Genomic DNA, 16034 nt, shown 5'->3' with positions numbered 1-16034 from the left:
CGAGAAACCATCCAGGAATAGAAGAGAAACGGGAAAAGGAAACCCTCACAGAATGAGCATACTCGAAAAAATCAAATCCCTTGGGTTGGAACTCCCACCTGCGCCTAAGGCGATTGCAGCTTATATACCTGCCATACAAACAGGAAATCTGGTATTCACTTCCGGCCAATTGCCCTTAAAAGACGGCAAACTCATGCTTACAGGAACCTTAGGTGCCGGGCTTTCTATCGATGATGTAAAGGCTGCCACAGAACAAGCCGCGTTGAACGGGCTTGCAGCCATCGCAGGAGTGATCGGAGATCTGGATAAAATAAAGAGTATCGTAAAGATCGGAGTGTTCGTTTCTTCCGGCCCTGATTTTATAGAGCAACATTTAGTCGCAAATCATGCATCCAATCTTCTCTTAAGTATTTTTGGAGAAGCGGGACGTCATGCGCGCTTCGCAGTGGGAAATTCCGCACTTCCATTAGGAGCTCCGGTAGAAGTGGAGATGACGGTTTCTTTAGGATGATCAAAAACCTTCTCAGAGATCTAAGCCTGGCATTGCCTGCAACTTCCGTAGTTTTAAACGGTTGGAAAAGATTTCTTTCCCAACTTTTAGGAAGATTTATTGAATTCTATTCCGAAAAAAGTGGAAAGGAAAAATTGATCTTCGTTTTAGCATTGCTTCAACTATTCTTTAGCTTAGGAAGTTGGATTAATTACTCCATCAATTTAGGCGTAGAATCGGGGCAGGATCTAATTTCCAAACTAGGCAGTTTTTTCGGAATTGAACCAAGCCGAAGTGGTATAGAAGAAGTAAACGTAAGAACTGCTTCGAATATATTTTTCATTATTCCTTGTTTTTTAACATTCTTCTTTGGCGGTTTCTGGAGAAGTGAATGGGTAGGAAAGACGATCGTTGTTCTGCAAGGATTTTCAGGAATATTATTGGTGCTTGGGCTCTTATTACCGGATGTATTTTTCGTAAGTTTTATCAGAGACCAAGATTATTATTATAATTTTAATTTTTATGCATTCTGTTCTTTTTGGGCCTTAACAACAATTTCTTCACTAACATTATGGAATTCTAAACTTTAAGTCAGTCTGATGGATACTTTCGATTGGAACTCCATCAGATATCCTCTCTTTCTCACACTTAAGGTAACATTTTTTTCTACATTTTTCGCAGCCTTACTCGGAATATTTTTCGCGTATTGGATGGCCAAGCTTAGATTTTTCGGAAGGACATTTGCGGATGCAATTTTGACCTTACCGATGGTTCTTCCTCCCACAGTGCTTGGGTATTACCTTTTGGTTTTATTCGGCAAAAAAGGAGTGATCGGACATTTTCTCTTAGAGCAATTCCAATATTCTATATTATTTAATTTGCATGGAGCAATTTTAGCCTCTACAATCGTTTCCTTTCCTTTAGTTTATAGATCCGCAAAGGCTGCCTTCGAAGATCTGGATCCTGAATATGAAGAGATAGCACTCACTTTAGGAAAATCTAAATGGGAAACTTTTTTAACAGTTATACTCCCACTTTCTTGGAGAGGAATTTTAGCAGGATCTATGATGGCCTACGCAAGAGGAATGGGAGAGTTCGGTGCAACTTTGATGATCGCAGGAAATATTCCTGAAAAAACACAAACCATCGCACTTGCCATTTATGATTCCGTTCAATCCGGAAAAGATGAATTCTCTTTGTTACTTGTATTCGTTGCATCCATTACTTGTGTATTGGTATTGACAGTTTCCGGGATCTTACTTAAAAAATCCCATTGGTAAGGAATTATTAAACGAATGATCAAAAGACTATATATATTACTTCCTGTTTTACTTTTACTTATACAATCCCCTTCTTTCTCGCAAGAGAAGGAAAAAGAGATCACAATCTCTGCAGCATCTAGCTTAACCGATGTGTTAAAAGAACTCGGAACCACATTCAAACAAAAAACTGGAATCAAAGCTGTATTCAATTTTGGATCTTCCGGAAGTTTATACCAACAAATAGAAAAAGGTGCTCCAGTAGATGTTTTCATTTCCGCAGATCAGGATATAGTAGATAAGGGGATCAAAGCAGAAGTTTTAGAATCTTCTACAAAGACTATTCTACTCAAAAACACTTTAGTTTTAATCCAACCTAAAACAAGTGAACTCAAGATCAAAAAATTAGAAGATCTACAATTGCCTGAGATTAAAAAGATCGCGATAGGAAATCCAAGCTCAGTTCCAGCAGGAAAATATGCGGAAGAAGTCCTTACCAAGAACAACTTAAATATTTCCTTAAAAGAAAAGTTTATCCCTGCTGAAAATGTAAGACAAGTTTTAGATTACGTAGGAAGAGAGGAAGTAGAAGCTGGCTTTGTTTACGTCACAGACGCAGCAATCGCAGAATCTAAAGTTAAGATAGCACTCACATTGAGTGGACACAAACCGATCTTATACCCGGGAATTTTAGTTACCGGTACCAAAAATTCAGAAGAGGCAAAATCCTTCTTGGAATTTCTAAAAAAATCTCCTGAAGCCAAAGAAACATTTCTAAAATATAAGTTCATACTTCCTTAATGTCTTTAACCGTAGATATCCGAAAAAACCTCTCCGATGGAAATCGAAAATTCGAGCTGGATGTTCAGTTCGAATTTTCAGGAGAATTTCAGGTATTGTATGGTCCATCCGGAGCGGGAAAAAGTCTCACATTACGCGCATTAGCCGGCCTACTAAAACCGGATTCGGGAAAAATATCTTTTGCAAACACGGTTTATTTTGACTCTTCTTCCAAAAAATATATCCCGCCTCAGAAAAGAAATCTAGGCTATGTTCCTCAAAGTTACGGGTTATTCCCTCATCTTACCGTCAGAAAGAATATAGAATTCGGGTTAAACAAATTTTTTCGGTTCACTACTAGTCAAAAAGACAAAGAAACAGTTTCTCATCTGATGAATTTATTCGAGATAGAAGAGACTTCCGAAAGTTATCCGAAACATCTTTCAGGTGGGCAAAAACAAAGAGTGGCAATCGCAAGAGCACTTGCAAGAGATCCTAAAATTTTACTTTTAGATGAACCGTTTGCAGCACTTCACACGGATCTAAGACAAAAGATGAGAGAAGAACTAAAAAGTTTAAGGAATAAGATAAGCATGCCTATTCTTCTGATCTCACACGATCCTAAGGACCTGGAGTATTTTGGAACTACTGCTCTTTATATGGAAGACGGTAAAATAATCAGTAACCGTTCTTAATAATCAAAAATCCCAAGATCCATTTTAGCTTCTTCTGAAGCCATTGCACGAGGGTCCCATTTCGGAGTCCAAACTACTTCAACATCTACAGAGTTGATACCCTCAACTCTAAGAGCGTTGTCTTCGATATCCTTTTTCATTTGAGGACCTGCGGGACAAGCCATAGAAGTATAAGTCATTTCGATCCGGGCCTTATCACCTTCTACCTGGATCTTATAGATCAGACCTAACTCCGCCACGGAGATACCGATCTCGGGATCTTCTACCCTATGGATCTCAGCGTAGACCCTTTTTTCGATCTCTTGAGTTGGTTGTTCTAATAATTGCATCTAACAATTAGTCTACCTAAACAGCGACTTCGTGTAAAGAATTTTAAGGACCGTTTTATTTTCCATCAGAACGGATTTAAGAATGGAGCGCTTATACCAATGATCAAGATCAACCAGTTTGGGACTTTTAGAAAAACCATCAAAGAAAATAATCCACAGAATACAAAGAGATCATATGCCGAATATATGGAAGAAGTGAAAACAGGAGTGCAGAATGCGGACAATAAGATTCCTAAAGCGGAAAACTGGATCGCATCAATCACAGTTCGCATTTTTGGATAATTTCTTATTTTCTCCCAAAGAGGGAAAAACCCAAACACCAAAAGAAAAGAAGGAAGAAATATAAAAATCGTAGAGATAGTAGCCCCGCTTAAATCTGAGATCATATAACCTAGATAAGAAGCGAATGTAAATAAAGGACCAGGCATTGCTTGGGCAGCTCCATATCCAGCTAGGAACTCTTCTTTTCCGATCCAACCTTGTCGCACTACTTCGTTTTCCAATAAAGGAAGGACCACATGTCCTCCCCCAAATACCAATGCACCTGATCTATAAAATGAATCGGAGATCGCAAAATACTGTAACCCGAAAAATGATCTGAACAATGGTAATAAGAAAAGAAGAAAGAAGAAAAATCCTAAAGACCAGAATGCGATCTTTTTCGGAATGGAGAAGGAAACGGAAACATAGGGAAGATCCGATTCTTCTTTAAATAAAAAGAATCCAATACCTGCTCCAACTAAAATTACGATCAACTGAGTAAACGCGCCCGAAAACACCAGGGCAATAATTGCAGAACCTAAAATCATATAGATCTTATAAGGATGGTTTTTCGAATTTTTCCACATGGTCAAAATTGCATGAGCTACAACGGCGGCTGCGACCAATTTTAAACCATGGACCCATTTCAAATCCGGAACTATATTCGATTTTAATAAAATTCCAAAACCAACCATCAATAAGATTGAAGGAAGTGTAAATCCGATCCAAGCAACACATCCGGATTTCCAGCCGGACCGAAGAGTTCCTATGCAGATCCCCAATTGGCTGCTTGCAGGACCCGGAAGAAATTGGCATACCGCCAATAATTCTTTATAAACTTCTTCGGAGATCCATTTCTTTTTAATTACAAATTCTTGATAGAAATAAGCTAAATGTGCGGTTGGCCCGCCGAAAGAGATCAGACCTAATTTTAAAAAAGTGAAAAATACTTCTTTCATCCGAAAACACTATTTAGGCCCTGCGTGTCGACTCCGCAAGACCTTTCGGAAAATTTAATCCTCTACTGGGATCCAAATTTCTAATCCACCCATTCCTGTGACTGGATTGAATTCTTTACCGTATTTTTCCAGGTTTGCGCCCTCGAAAGGTTTTACTCCGGAATCAGGAAACCATTTGCCTGCTGCAGCAAAAGTAGCTCTGATCCCAGCGATATGACCCTTATGAGTAAACACTGCATACTTCTGGGCAGGGATTTTTAATACCTGAAACTCTTTCGGTAATCCGGAAGAATTTGAAACTTCTACACCGCACATATAATCAAAATTACCTTCCGCATCGAAATTATAACAAACTCCGTAAGCAGCATCTCCTACTTGAGAAGGAATATTTCCAAGGTACATTCCGAAACTTTGCCATTGGTTTGGAATTCCTGCAGGCATTTGACAATCGTAATGTTGTACAGTACCTGCAAAAAGTCTAGGTGGGATAGTTTCGAATCTGGGTGGATCGATTTTAGGAATTGGTTCTGCGTTCAAGGTGATAGCCTCCACTAAGTTCACATTACCAAGATGACCCTGGGACTTGAGTTGTTCTGGAGTCATCGAAAACTGATCTTTAAAAGCTCTAGTAAATGCCTCGTGAGATCCGTAACCAATATCCAAAGCGAGATCTAAAATATTGGATCCTTTTTCCACCAATATCTTTGCGGCCTCACTCAAACGTCGTCCTCTTAGATATCTCATCAAAGAAATTCCCATAGTCAAAGAGAAGGTTCGTGTGAGATGAAAGGGAGAAACCCCTGCATTCTTTGCTATATCTTCTAGAGAAATATTTTCTTTAGAATGACCTTCTATAAACCAGAGAGCCTTTTGAACGAAATCCATTACAGTCCTTGGTACTGTTTCCAGTATCCTAAACTTTATCTTTTACTTTTGCTTGATAGTTCTTGCGATCCGATTTTTTTATTTTTTCGGATATAGTTTAAAACCTAACTTTTTAGCTACAGATCTGAATTTTTCATCCATAGAACATAGGATCAATTCGTCAGAAATGGACTTTCTAATATGCAATGCTGTAGCAAGATGAGCTGCATCCAAGGATTTAAGTTCTAAAACTTCTTTGTTCTTTCTAATTTCCGTTCGAATGTCATCGTCTAGATTTTTTAAATTGATCTGAGAAATGAATTCGCCCAGGAATCCTTCCGCATCTTTGAACCAATTTTTGGGCAAATGTTTACCCTCTTTTGAATAGGTGAAATATAAACTTCTGAAACTTTCTATCTCAAGTAAGATAGAAGCGAATTTGAGATTCGATTTATTAAAATAGTCCAAATGGTCTTCGTAACCTGCTTCTGCATAAAGAATATTTAATAGAAGACTAGTATCTATATATAAGACCATTTAATCCCTGTCTGCTCGGTAAGCTTCCCTCCAAGCTGTAGAGATTCTGGTTTTGGCTCCAGTACTTAATAGAATTGATTTCGGAATATTGATTCCTTTTAGAGTTTTTGCAGGGATAATGGAGTTCGCGTTAGCCGCTTCTTCTAAATATTGTTTGGTGAGATCCGATTTTTGGTCGAACTTTTTGATCTCTGCAATCGGCTGATTTCTATCCAAAATGAGGACAGTCTCCCCGCTTCGTACAAAATCCAGAAAACTACTTAGATTATTTTTAAGATCTTTGATCCCTACCGCTTTCATGCCAAAATTGTAGCTACCGGGGCTACCTATGTCAAGTCCTTTTGGCCAATAATCCTTACTTCCCGATCGCCTTTTCCAAAGTATTCCAGGCAAGTGTTGCACATTTGATACGGGCCGGGATCTTCTTTACCGCTTCCATAGATTCAAGATCTTCATATTCTTCCGAAAAATTGGGGACCTTATCTTCTAAAAGCATTCCTTTAAATTGATGCAGAAGTGATTTTGCTTCCGAGATTGTTTTTCCATAAAGACTATCCGTCAGCATAGAAGCAGAAGCTTGGGAAATTGAACAACCCTTCCCCACAAAACTGATCTCAGAGATAATATCTCCATCCAGTTTAAGGAAAAGTTCCACTTCGTCACCGCAGAGAGGATTGACTCCTTCTTGGTGAAGATCGGAGTGTTCCATCTTTCCATGATGTCTCGGATTTTGGTAATGATCGAGTAGTACTTCTTGGTAAAGACTATCGCTTAAGGACACGGCCGAAAATCTCCTTCACCTTCTTTAGACCTACCAAAAGAGAATCTACGTCTTCTTTGGTATTATAAAGATAGAAAGAAGCGCGGCAGGTACCTGCGATCCCTTTGAAGTCCATAAACGGTTGGGCGCAATGATGTCCCACGCGGATTGCGATCCCTTCTTCGTCCAGAATAGAACCTACATCGTGAGGGTGGACTCCAGGAAAATTGAAGGAAATCACTCCTCCTCTTTTGCTTAGATCGTTTGTTCCGTACAATTCTAAACCGCCGAAGTCTTCCAATCGATCTAAAGCATACTGTAGGAGTTCCAACTCATGATTTCTGATCTCTTGCATCCCAACAGATTCAAGATATTCTAGAGCAGCTCCAAATCCGATCACTCCGGAAATATTAGGAGTACCTGCTTCTAATCTTGCGGGAAGATCGGCATAAGTGGATTTATCCTTCCAAACTTTGGAGATCATATCCCCTCCTCCCATCCAAGGAGGCATTGTGTCTAAGATCTCTTCCTTAGCATAAAGAATTCCTACACCAGTTGGTCCGAGCATCTTATGAGCAGAGAATGCATAAAAATCAAAATCTTCTTTTTGAACGTTTGTTGGAAGATGGCAAATCCCTTGGGCACCATCTATCAACACTTTTGCTCCAACTTCTCTTGCTCTACGAATAATAGCAGAAAGATCGTGAATAGTTCCAGTTACATTAGACATCTGAGCAAGAGCGACTAACTTCACTCTTTCGGTGATGATCTCATCCAGATTAGTTAGATCCAAAGTAGAATCTTGGTTAAGAGGAATAAATTTTAAGACGGCTTGTTTTTCCTGAGCCAACATCTGCCAAGGAACCAAATTAGAATGGTGCTCTAATTCAGTTAATACGATCTCATCACCTTCGTGGATATTGGTGCGTCCCCAAGATTGAGCGACTAGGTTGATGGATTCAGTAGTATTGCGAGTAAATATAACTACCTTAGCGCAGGCAGCTCCAATAAATCTAGAAGTTTTGATACGAGCCATCTCGTATTTTTCAGTGGCCTTTTGGGAGAGATAATACACTCCGCGGTGAATGTTCGCATTCTCCGCTTCATAATATTTACGGATCGTATCTATAACAGACTTAGGCTTTTGAGAACTGGCGGCGCTGTCCAGAAACACCAAGGGCTTACCGTTCATCTGTGTAGACAGAATCGGAAAATCTTTGCGTATCTTTTCGAGATCAAAACTCAAAACTTCTGCTCTCCTCGGTTCCCCATGTCAATCCTCTAACTCTACTTCGACTTCGTCACCCACGATTCTAGTCTTATAGACTGGCAAATCTTCTACTGCAGGCATACAAAGTACCTTACCTGTGCGAATATTAAACTTTGCAGAATGTCTTGGACAAACGATTACGTCGCCTTCCAATTCTCCTGTAGAAATATCCTCACCGTCATGGGTACAAAGATCCGCGAATGCACAAACTTCGTCCCCCAGTCTAGTCAACCCTACCCTATGGTAACGGGTTTCTGCTACGAATATCTCCCCTTCTTTCAGATCGGAAAGTTTAGCTAGTTTCTGAAATTCACTCATTACTCGCCCAACATCCTAGATTCTATCATAGAGGATAATTCTTCGCGAACAGTTTCGGAAGGAAATTCTCGGACTACTTCGTTCAAGAATCCTTCTACGATCATTTTGCGTGCTTCTTCTTCCGAGATACCTCTGGAAGCTAAATAGAATAATTGTTCTTCGTCTATTTCTCCGACTGTAGCGCCATGCTCACATTTTACACTGTCAGCAAATACTTCCAACTTAGGAATAGATTCTGCTCTTGCAGTTCTGTCTAGAAGAAGATTATTATTGATCTGGATCGCACCCACGTCTTTGCAATGAGAAGGTATATGAAGATTCCCGGTAAATACATGATGAGCCTTCTCTCTTACAACAGTTCTATATAAAATAGAACTTTGAGCATGGCTTTCCGAATGAAGAATTCTGACTTCAGTGTCTTGGAATTCCCTCGCCTTTAAAGGAGAAAGACCCACATAACGTGTCCAACATCCTTTTCCAATAACATTCGTATCATAGAATGATTTACCCTTATATCCGCCCCAAGAAGCAAGACTCGCATGAAACTTAGAGTCCTTTTCCTGAACTCCATAAGTAGCTCTAAAATGAAAGGTAGAATCTCCCAAATTTTCCAAACTGGAATATTGGAAATCTCCATTTGGAGGAGTAAGAAGAATAGTAACTCCACTCATTAACACCAAATCTTTCTGAGAAGGGGATTCCCATCTTTCCAGAAAATTGGATTTAGCTCCTGGGAAAGCATCCACGATCAGAAGAGGAAGAATGATATTTCCGTCCTTACATTCAACCTTGATCTCAGGGAAAGAAGAAGGATCCGAACCTAGTTGCACATAATACGCATGAGTGAACCTGGAAAATACGAAAAGCGGAAACCATTCTTTGGAATAAAATGAAACTGCAGGTTCTAGTTTTTTCAAAACCTCTGAAAGTTTTTCAGGAGGAAGATCTTGTAATTTAGTAACCTTCGCATTTCCGGAAACGGTTACGGAAGAATCAGGACAAACTTTGGTATATTCTGAAATTTTAAAATTAGAAAGACTGATCTTTCTCCAAGATTCCAGAGAAGAATCCGGAAATATAGCCTCGTTCAGAAATTTTTCAGCGTTTGTACGGAATTCAGTAAGAATGGATGGCTCCTTCTTTTCCTTGATATATTCCGAAATTGATTCCGCCAAAAGCATTCCTTTAGTTCGCTCCGTTCAGGATCCAGTCATATCCTTTTTCTTCCAACTCAAGAGCGAGCTCTCTTCCGCCGGTTTTCAGGATCTTACCCTGTGCAAAAACGTGAACAAAATCAGGAGTCACGTAATTCAACATTCTTTGGTAATGTGTGATCAGAAGGATGGACCTTTCTACGGATTTGTTTTTAGTGATCCCTTCGCTGATAATTCTAAGTGCGTCAATGTCCAGACCCGAATCTGTCTCGTCTAGAACTGAAAGTTTAGGTTTGAGAAGAGTCATTTGAAGGATTTCATTCCTCTTTTTCTCTCCACCGGAAAATCCGTCGTTCACGTATCTTCCGATCCAAGTATCAGGAACTTCTAATAAAGCTGTGGCCTCTTTTAGTTCTTTCCGGAATTCTTTTACAGGTAAGTCCTTGCCTCGGACTGATTTTAAGATGGTGCGTAAGAAATTTCCGATGGTTACGCCGGGGATGCTGGTTGGATATTGGAAACAAAGAAAGATGCCGGCTCTTGCTCTTTCGTCAGTCGGTTTTTCAAGAAGGGATTCCCCTCTGAAAAGTATATCCCCAGAGATCACCTTATATTTAGGGTGGCCCATGATGACATTTGATAAGGTACTTTTTCCGGATCCGTTAGGACCCATGATGGCATGGACTTCTCCCTCGTTGATAGTGAGGTCGACTCCTTTTAGGATTTCCTGAACTTCACCGGATTCGGTTTCCACTCCGGCGCGAAGATTTGAAATTTTGAGTAGTTCCGCCACGTATAGGACCCCTGCCTAGGACTATGTTTTTATGCCTGAGGCGGAGATCAATAGGAAAGATGTTTGGAAGCCCGGACTTCAGTAGGATTCCCAGTCCAGGCGGAGAATGAGAACGTGATTCTCTCCCAGATTCAGGGTGAATAAGACATATTGACGTTTGGTTTCTATGTCATGGAAAGGTTCAGTAAACCCGGAAACTCTACTAGAATGGTAGGTTTCTGCCTTATGGCGGATGAAGAAAGGTTTCCAAGCATAGTTATTTCCCACCTCGGTCAACAATCTTGTCCAAGGAAGATCGTAAGCTTCTCTTTTAAAAGTAGGAGTCACCTGATAACCGTGCATATCGGTAACTAGAACAGAAGTAGTTTCCAAAGGAAGTTTGTCTAAGATACCATTCAATGCATCCGTCATCTTTTCTTCGGAAGAAGTTTCCAGATCTTTGAATAAATCCACGAACTGATCCAGGAAGGATTGTTCTTTTCTGAGATTTTCCAGAATTTCCAAGAACCTAAGTCCCGAGAATTTTTCTAGAGAAGTTTTAAGAGTTTTATTAAAACGTTTTTTGTCCTGAAAATCCAAAGCAGGACGAGAGAAATAAAAACCTTGGAGGAGGTTTGCGCCCATGGATAGAGCAAGATATAATTCTTCTTCGTTTTCTACACCTTCGAATAGAAGTTGAGAACCGAGTCTTTGGGACATTTCAGAAATTGCAGAGAGTACATTTTTGAAAGAGCGTCTATTCAAACTCTCTCTCATAATTTTTATGTCCACTTTCATAATATCCGGATGGATATAACCGATCCTTTCCAAATTGGAAAAGCCGACCCCAAGATCATCCACTGCGATCTTGATCCCCCTTTCTCTGAAAAGGCTTACGATATATAAAAGTTTTTCAATATTCCCTTCGAACTTATCTTCAGTGATCTCTAAAACTAGATCGTTCGGGTTAATATCATATTTGTCTATGAGATGAAGAATATGGAGACGTTTGATATCCAACACCTCTCCCGTGTACACCATGGAGAGAAAGTTTGGCATCATGTTCAGGAAAATTTTAGTCTTAAGACCTGTTTCCTTCACATGTTTGATCGCTTTTTCACGAATGATACGATCAATATGAACTAAACGGACAGTATCCGTATCCGGATTATGGAAATGATACCCTAAAGAATGGTACTGATTGGATTCAGGAGAAAATACTCTCCCTAAAACCTCGTAACCTATAATATTACGATTACCGACGTCTAAGATCGGCTGGTAATGAGGGGTATAATAACCTTCTCCCAGAGATAGAATTTGTTGAGACTCGTATTCGGCGAGCATGCAGATTCCTTCACTACTAGAATCCGGTTGAAGTATACACACAAGCATATTTCCCTGAAACGGCGTTAGGAATGAAGACGAAAGCTTGGAAAATTCCCCTTTTTTTCTTATTCTTTTCCTACATTATGGCAAATTATTTGTTTTCTTTTGTAACAAAGCCCCGTCTTAGTCGGGTTTTTTATCAGAGAAAAAAAGGCGACTAATCGCCATTAGATGAACATTCAATGAAAGAACATTTAGGCTCCATTCTTCATCCTTCTACATTAGAACCTTTGTTTGGAAAATATTTCGGTCCTGTGCAGATCGATAATTCCAAAGAATACGACGCGGGAATCTTCTCCAAATTCAGATCTGTAGATTCAGTTCTCGTAGATATACTAGGTGAAAAAGTCTTTTTAGAACTTAGGATCTATGCGACCAAATTCAAATCCGGCGCAAATCTACTTCTCTGGAATCGAGAAACTGGAAATTTGCAAGAGAGCTCTCTTTTAGAGAATGGAACTTCTTCTTTTATCCACCAAGGAAGTTTCAAGAACGGCTATTGGAGTTTTACAAAATCGGACAAAAGATTCAATTTCAGATTAGATGATAATATCCGCCAAGGTTATACACATTCTGCCATCTGGGAAAAAAATCTAAACTTTCAATTGGATGCACTCGCATACACCGGAGATAAGAATAAAGGCAACTGGTTCACTCAAATTTCTCCTTCCGGCAAAGATTGGATTTTTAAAAATCATTCCCCTGACCTAAAGGTAGAAGGCCAACTCTCTTGGAACGATCTATCCGTTTCTTTGGAAAACGGACTCTTGTCTTATACGGTTTTTAAGGGGTACAGCTCCGAAGCTTTCCCCTTGGAAAATCGGATTTATCTGAATATTTCTGCAAAGAAGAAGGTTCATCTTTATTTGGAAGATGAGATCTTAGTTTGGACAAATGGAGAAGTCCTAAACTTTGGCGAACCAGTCTGGTCGAACCAAGGAAAGAAGAAGATCCTAAAAGATCAAAATTCCAAACTGGAATTAGAGTTAGAACCCGAAGTAGAGGCGAGTTTCCTTCGTCCCAAAAACTTCGGGAAAGAGAAATTTATAAAAACATTATATACCGTTTCAGGCTGGATCAAGACCAAAACAAAGAAGGATAAGATTTTAAACGGGATTTCCATTTTGGAGAAAATACAGGGAACTTAGGACTTTCACGCAAAGTCGCTAAGGGGAAAAGGTTTATTATTTTTTAAGGGAGCTCTGCTTTTATATACAGAAACCTTCTAAACTTCGTGCCTTAGCGTGAAAAAATTTCTAAAAATAAATTAAGAAGCGATCAGAAGATCTAAAACGGTTTTGCCGTCCATTTCTCCAGTAATCGGATTCATCGCTCTTTCAGGGTGAGGCATCATACCTGCCACTTTGAAATCAGAAGAACAGATCCCTGCGATATCATCCAAACTTCCATTCGGATTATCTCCCGCATAAAGGAAAAGGATCCGACCTTCTTCCTTCAATTGTTTGCGAATATCAGCAGAAGCAAAATAACACCCGTCCCCATGAGCTACTGGAACTCTTAAGATCTGATCGTCAGCCAAACTACCGCTGATCTTATTTGAGTTAGAAGCTTTTTTAAGACCGATGGTCCTGCAGACATACTTTAGATTTCTATTACGTATTAATGCACCCGGAAGGTAACCTGCTTCCGCTAAAATTTGGAATCCATTGCAGATCCCGAATAGTTTTCCACCACGATCAGTATGTTCTTTTACCGATTTCATTACAGGGGAAAAAGGAGCCATTGCGCCTGATCTTAAATAATCTCCGTAGGAAAATCCTCCTGGAAGAATAACCAGATCGTATTTTTCAGAGAATTGGTCTTTATGCCAGACCTTGTCTACTTTCGCAGAATAGAATTCTGAAAGAACTCTTACGATATCATTATCACAATTTGAGCCTGGAAAAGTGACTACCGCTGCTTTCATTCCGTTACGATCTCCGAACGATAAGTTTCAATCACATGATTTACTAAAAGTTTTTCGCAGAGATTAGCCACTGTCTTCTTTGCAGTTTCCAGATCCGGAGAATCCAATTTAACCTCGATATATTTTCCAACTCGAACATCTTGAACGGATTTTTCGCCCAGTTCTTGTAGAGTGGATTTTACTGTGTTCCCTTGAGGATCGAGAACTGATTCTTTTAGAGTTACATTGATTCTTGCGATAAACATTTTAATAGTCGGTCCTGTATTTCCTTATATGCCGCTTGCAATTCCACAATCAGACTTTCCGGTAGATCCGGCGCCGGAGGAACTTTATTCCAACCGGATTTTTCCAGATAATTCCTTAAGATCTGTTTGTCCATGCTGGGCGGAGTGGTCCCGATAACATAAGATTCTTGCGCCCAGTACCGAGAAGAATCCGGAGTCAAAATCTCGTCGATCAGGATGACCTTATCATCCGAAATTCCGAATTCGAATTTGGTATCGCAGAGCAAAATCCCGGCCCCAGCTACCAGTTCAGAGGCCCTGGTATAAAGGGAAATCGATTTTTCCTTCAAAATAGAGAAGAGTTCGGACCCGATCTCATTTTTCATTCTTTCTTCAGAGATGTTCTCGTCGTGGCCTGTATCGTTTTTGATTGCAGGAGTAAAACTTGGTTCTGGTAATATTTCGGATTCTTTCAAACCTGGAGGAAGTTTTTTAAAAGCAAGGGTGCCATCTTGTTTGTATTCTTTCCAACCGGAACCGGAAAGATAACCGCGAACCACACATTCGAAGTCGATCCGTTTGCATTTTTTAACAAGAACAGAACGATCCTTTAGATCCGGATGATCTTTATACGGAGAAGGGAATTTGGAAACATCAGTCTCAATGATATGATTCGGAATGTCCTTAAAGTAAGAGAACCATTCTGCTGAGATCTTATTTAAAACTTTTCCTTTGCCGGGAACAATCTGGCGAAACACCACATCGAATGCGGAGACCCTATCTGTAGAAGATAATATCAGGGAATTTCCTAAATCGTATACGTCTCTGACTTTGCCAATATAAGAAGGTTTTGGGAGTTCACTCATCCTTGGATAACCATGAGAGCGATATCATCGTCGTGGGTCATGTTCCCTGAATGCGCCAATATCTTTTCCAAAGAGAAATTGAGTATATCTTCTTTGGATTCCACGGCTTCTTTCAGGATCTTCTTCAGACTTTCTTCGCCCAAAATATTATAGTTCTCATCCGTTATTTCAGTGGCCCCGTCTGTGTAAAGTAATAGAGAAACACCTTTTTCCAAGACTACAGATCTAAACTCGTCTTCTGTCCCAAGCTCGATTGGAATGATAAGAGGTCCCATACCAGGCAATTCTTCGACGTTACCTTTATTGTACAATAGCGGAGGTGGATGACCTCCATTTGCGTATTCAAAATTCCCTTTTTTATCTAGGATACCGTAGAAGAATGTGATGGAAAAATCTTCCGGTAGGATTTTTTCCAATTGTTGGCGTAGAGTTTTTACTTTTTCAATAAGAGTATTACTTCTTCCTAAATTGGAAACCTGCATCTTGACCATCGCGGAAAGAAGCGCCGCAGAAGGACCGTGACCGGAACAATCCGCAATAAACACATGAAGTTTATCTTCTTCTATCCATGCGTCTATAAAATCCCCGCCAATCTGCATCAAAGGATGGAAGACTGAGTTCACACTGAAGCCGTTCCACTCCAATTGTTTTTCAGGCACAAGTTCTTGTTGAACTCTTCTCGCCATCACCAATTCTTTTTCGTACTTTTTCTTTTGGTGTAAAAGTTCGTCCTGAAGATTTTTGATACGGATAAATGCTCTGATCTTTGCGACCAATTCTTTAGGTTGGAAAGGTTTATGAAGAAAGTCGTCTCCACCGTGAGTGATCGCCTCGTCGAATCCCAATTCCCTATTATAAGCAGTGATGAATAAAATAGGTAGAAGATTGAATCTATCTATCTCTCTGAGTTCCTTACAGAAAGAAAATCCATCCTGGCCGGGCATACTCACATCTAAAAGCAGTACGTCCACTTGATTGGTAGCAAGAAGTGCACGCGCCTCTTCCGTATTCATCGCCGTTAAAACTTGGAAACCCAGAGGTTTTAAAGTATGAACTAAAAGTTTAAGATTGATATCCGAATCATCCACCGCGAGGATAGAATAGTCGGAATAATTCAATTGGCCCTCTTGCTTCTCTCTATCCACGATCCGTTCCTATCATTACAAAATTCGTATTTTATAAA

At 39.9% G+C, this 16034-nt stretch carries 21 protein-coding genes; 6 read left to right on the top strand and 15 right to left on the bottom strand.

From position 1 onward, the window contains the following. The first annotated feature begins 52 nt into the window (after positions 1 to 52). From EHO65_RS19220 to EHO65_RS19200, 5 genes are read left to right on the top strand one after another with little or no spacing between them, the layout of a single operon-like run. A complete protein-coding gene (locus EHO65_RS19220) occupies positions 53 to 511 on the top strand; it encodes a RidA family protein (RefSeq protein WP_135776159.1) in 459 nt (152 codons plus the stop codon). Further along, positions 508 to 1080, top strand: coding sequence for a hypothetical protein (locus tag EHO65_RS19215; protein ID WP_135776158.1), 573 nt, complete (start codon positions 508 to 510; stop codon positions 1078 to 1080). The genes EHO65_RS19220 and EHO65_RS19215 overlap by 4 nt, the downstream gene beginning before the upstream one ends. A 9-nt stretch (positions 1081 to 1089) precedes the next feature. Further along, the gene (modB, locus tag EHO65_RS19210) at positions 1090 to 1770 is read left to right on the top strand and encodes a molybdate ABC transporter permease subunit (protein ID WP_135776157.1); all 681 of its coding nucleotides are present in this window, start codon (positions 1090 to 1092) and stop codon (positions 1768 to 1770) included. Positions 1771 to 1785: 15 nt separating this feature from the next. Next, complete coding sequence (gene modA, locus EHO65_RS19205) at positions 1786 to 2550, top strand: molybdate ABC transporter substrate-binding protein (protein ID WP_135776156.1); 765 nt, start codon at positions 1786 to 1788, stop codon at positions 2548 to 2550. Continuing rightward, positions 2550 to 3224, top strand: a complete 675-nt coding sequence (locus tag EHO65_RS19200; RefSeq protein WP_135776155.1) for an ATP-binding cassette domain-containing protein — start codon at positions 2550 to 2552, stop codon at positions 3222 to 3224. Before modA ends, EHO65_RS19200 begins: the two co-directional genes overlap by 1 nt. Here the strand turns inward: EHO65_RS19200 and EHO65_RS19195 are convergent. The 11 genes from EHO65_RS19195 to EHO65_RS19145 all read right to left on the bottom strand — a co-directional run bounded on the left by EHO65_RS19195 (position 3221) and on the right by EHO65_RS19145 (position 11792). Next, positions 3221 to 3553 (bottom strand): metal-sulfur cluster assembly factor, encoded by a 333-nt coding sequence (locus tag EHO65_RS19195; RefSeq protein WP_100724813.1) that lies wholly within the window; start codon positions 3551 to 3553, stop codon positions 3221 to 3223. The genes EHO65_RS19200 and EHO65_RS19195 overlap by 4 nt on opposite strands. A gap of 65 nt (positions 3554 to 3618) precedes the next feature. After that, positions 3619 to 4773 (bottom strand): chromate efflux transporter, encoded by a 1155-nt coding sequence (gene chrA, locus EHO65_RS19190; RefSeq protein ID WP_135776154.1) that lies wholly within the window; start codon positions 4771 to 4773, stop codon positions 3619 to 3621. Between the two features lie 54 nt (positions 4774 to 4827). After that, positions 4828 to 5658: an AraC family transcriptional regulator gene (locus EHO65_RS19185; protein ID WP_135776153.1), complete on the bottom strand. Its 831-nt coding sequence runs from the start codon at positions 5656 to 5658 to the stop codon at positions 4828 to 4830. 78 nt (positions 5659 to 5736) lie between these two features. After that, positions 5737 to 6174, bottom strand: a complete 438-nt coding sequence (locus EHO65_RS19180) for a PIN domain-containing protein (RefSeq protein WP_135776152.1) — start codon at positions 6172 to 6174, stop codon at positions 5737 to 5739. After that, a complete protein-coding gene (locus tag EHO65_RS19175; protein ID WP_135776151.1) occupies positions 6175 to 6474 on the bottom strand; it encodes a type II toxin-antitoxin system Phd/YefM family antitoxin in 300 nt (99 codons plus the stop codon). A gap of 55 nt (positions 6475 to 6529) precedes the next feature. Continuing rightward, a complete protein-coding gene (gene sufU / locus EHO65_RS19170; RefSeq protein WP_135776150.1) occupies positions 6530 to 6955 on the bottom strand; it encodes a Fe-S cluster assembly sulfur transfer protein SufU in 426 nt (141 codons plus the stop codon). After that, complete coding sequence (locus EHO65_RS19165; protein ID WP_135776149.1) at positions 6939 to 8180, bottom strand: cysteine desulfurase; 1242 nt, start codon at positions 8178 to 8180, stop codon at positions 6939 to 6941. Before EHO65_RS19165 ends, sufU begins: the two co-directional genes overlap by 17 nt. Positions 8181 to 8207: 27 nt before the next feature. Then, complete coding sequence (locus EHO65_RS19160; RefSeq protein ID WP_135776148.1) at positions 8208 to 8522, bottom strand: non-heme iron oxygenase ferredoxin subunit; 315 nt, start codon at positions 8520 to 8522, stop codon at positions 8208 to 8210. Further along, positions 8522 to 9703 (bottom strand): SufB/SufD family protein, encoded by a 1182-nt coding sequence (locus EHO65_RS19155; protein WP_135776147.1) that lies wholly within the window; start codon positions 9701 to 9703, stop codon positions 8522 to 8524. The genes EHO65_RS19160 and EHO65_RS19155 overlap by 1 nt, the downstream gene beginning before the upstream one ends. A 4-nt stretch (positions 9704 to 9707) precedes the next feature. After that, positions 9708 to 10469 carry a Fe-S cluster assembly ATPase SufC gene (gene sufC / locus EHO65_RS19150; RefSeq protein WP_135776146.1) on the bottom strand — a complete coding sequence of 254 codons (762 nt, stop codon included), beginning with the start codon at positions 10467 to 10469 and terminating at the stop codon, positions 9708 to 9710. Between the two features lie 78 nt (positions 10470 to 10547). Beyond that, positions 10548 to 11792 carry an EAL domain-containing protein gene (locus EHO65_RS19145; RefSeq protein ID WP_135776145.1) on the bottom strand — a complete coding sequence of 415 codons (1245 nt, stop codon included), beginning with the start codon at positions 11790 to 11792 and terminating at the stop codon, positions 10548 to 10550. A 224-nt stretch (positions 11793 to 12016) separates the two neighbouring features. On the opposite strand from EHO65_RS19145, the gene EHO65_RS19140 reads away from it, so the two are divergent. Continuing rightward, the gene (locus tag EHO65_RS19140) at positions 12017 to 12982 is read left to right on the top strand and encodes a DUF2804 domain-containing protein (protein ID WP_135776144.1); all 966 of its coding nucleotides are present in this window, start codon (positions 12017 to 12019) and stop codon (positions 12980 to 12982) included. A 119-nt stretch (positions 12983 to 13101) separates the two neighbouring features. Here EHO65_RS19140 and purQ read toward each other — a convergent pair whose 3' ends face one another. Genes purQ through EHO65_RS19120 form a run of 4 tightly spaced genes read right to left on the bottom strand, consistent with a single transcriptional unit; the run spans position 13102 to position 15996 of the window. Then, positions 13102 to 13761, bottom strand: coding sequence for a phosphoribosylformylglycinamidine synthase subunit PurQ (purQ, locus tag EHO65_RS19135; protein WP_135776143.1), 660 nt, complete (start codon positions 13759 to 13761; stop codon positions 13102 to 13104). Then, on the bottom strand, positions 13758 to 14006 hold the full coding sequence (gene purS / locus EHO65_RS19130; RefSeq protein ID WP_008593368.1) for a phosphoribosylformylglycinamidine synthase subunit PurS: 249 nt from the start codon (positions 14004 to 14006) through the stop codon (positions 13758 to 13760). The genes purQ and purS overlap by 4 nt, the downstream gene beginning before the upstream one ends. Then, entirely contained in the window at positions 13982 to 14851 is an 870-nt protein-coding gene (locus EHO65_RS19125; protein ID WP_135776142.1) for a phosphoribosylaminoimidazolesuccinocarboxamide synthase, read from the bottom strand. Before EHO65_RS19125 ends, purS begins: the two co-directional genes overlap by 25 nt. Continuing rightward, entirely contained in the window at positions 14848 to 15996 is a 1149-nt protein-coding gene (locus EHO65_RS19120) for a PP2C family protein-serine/threonine phosphatase (RefSeq protein ID WP_135776141.1), read from the bottom strand. The genes EHO65_RS19125 and EHO65_RS19120 overlap by 4 nt, the downstream gene beginning before the upstream one ends. Positions 15997 to 16034: the final 38 nt, after the last annotated feature.

This window comes from Leptospira andrefontaineae, from assembly GCF_004770105.1.
Lineage (GTDB): Bacteria > Spirochaetota > Leptospiria > Leptospirales > Leptospiraceae > Leptospira_B > Leptospira_B andrefontaineae.
Note: the sequence above shows the minus strand (reverse complement) of the source record. Positions and strands in the feature narration are given on the sequence as shown.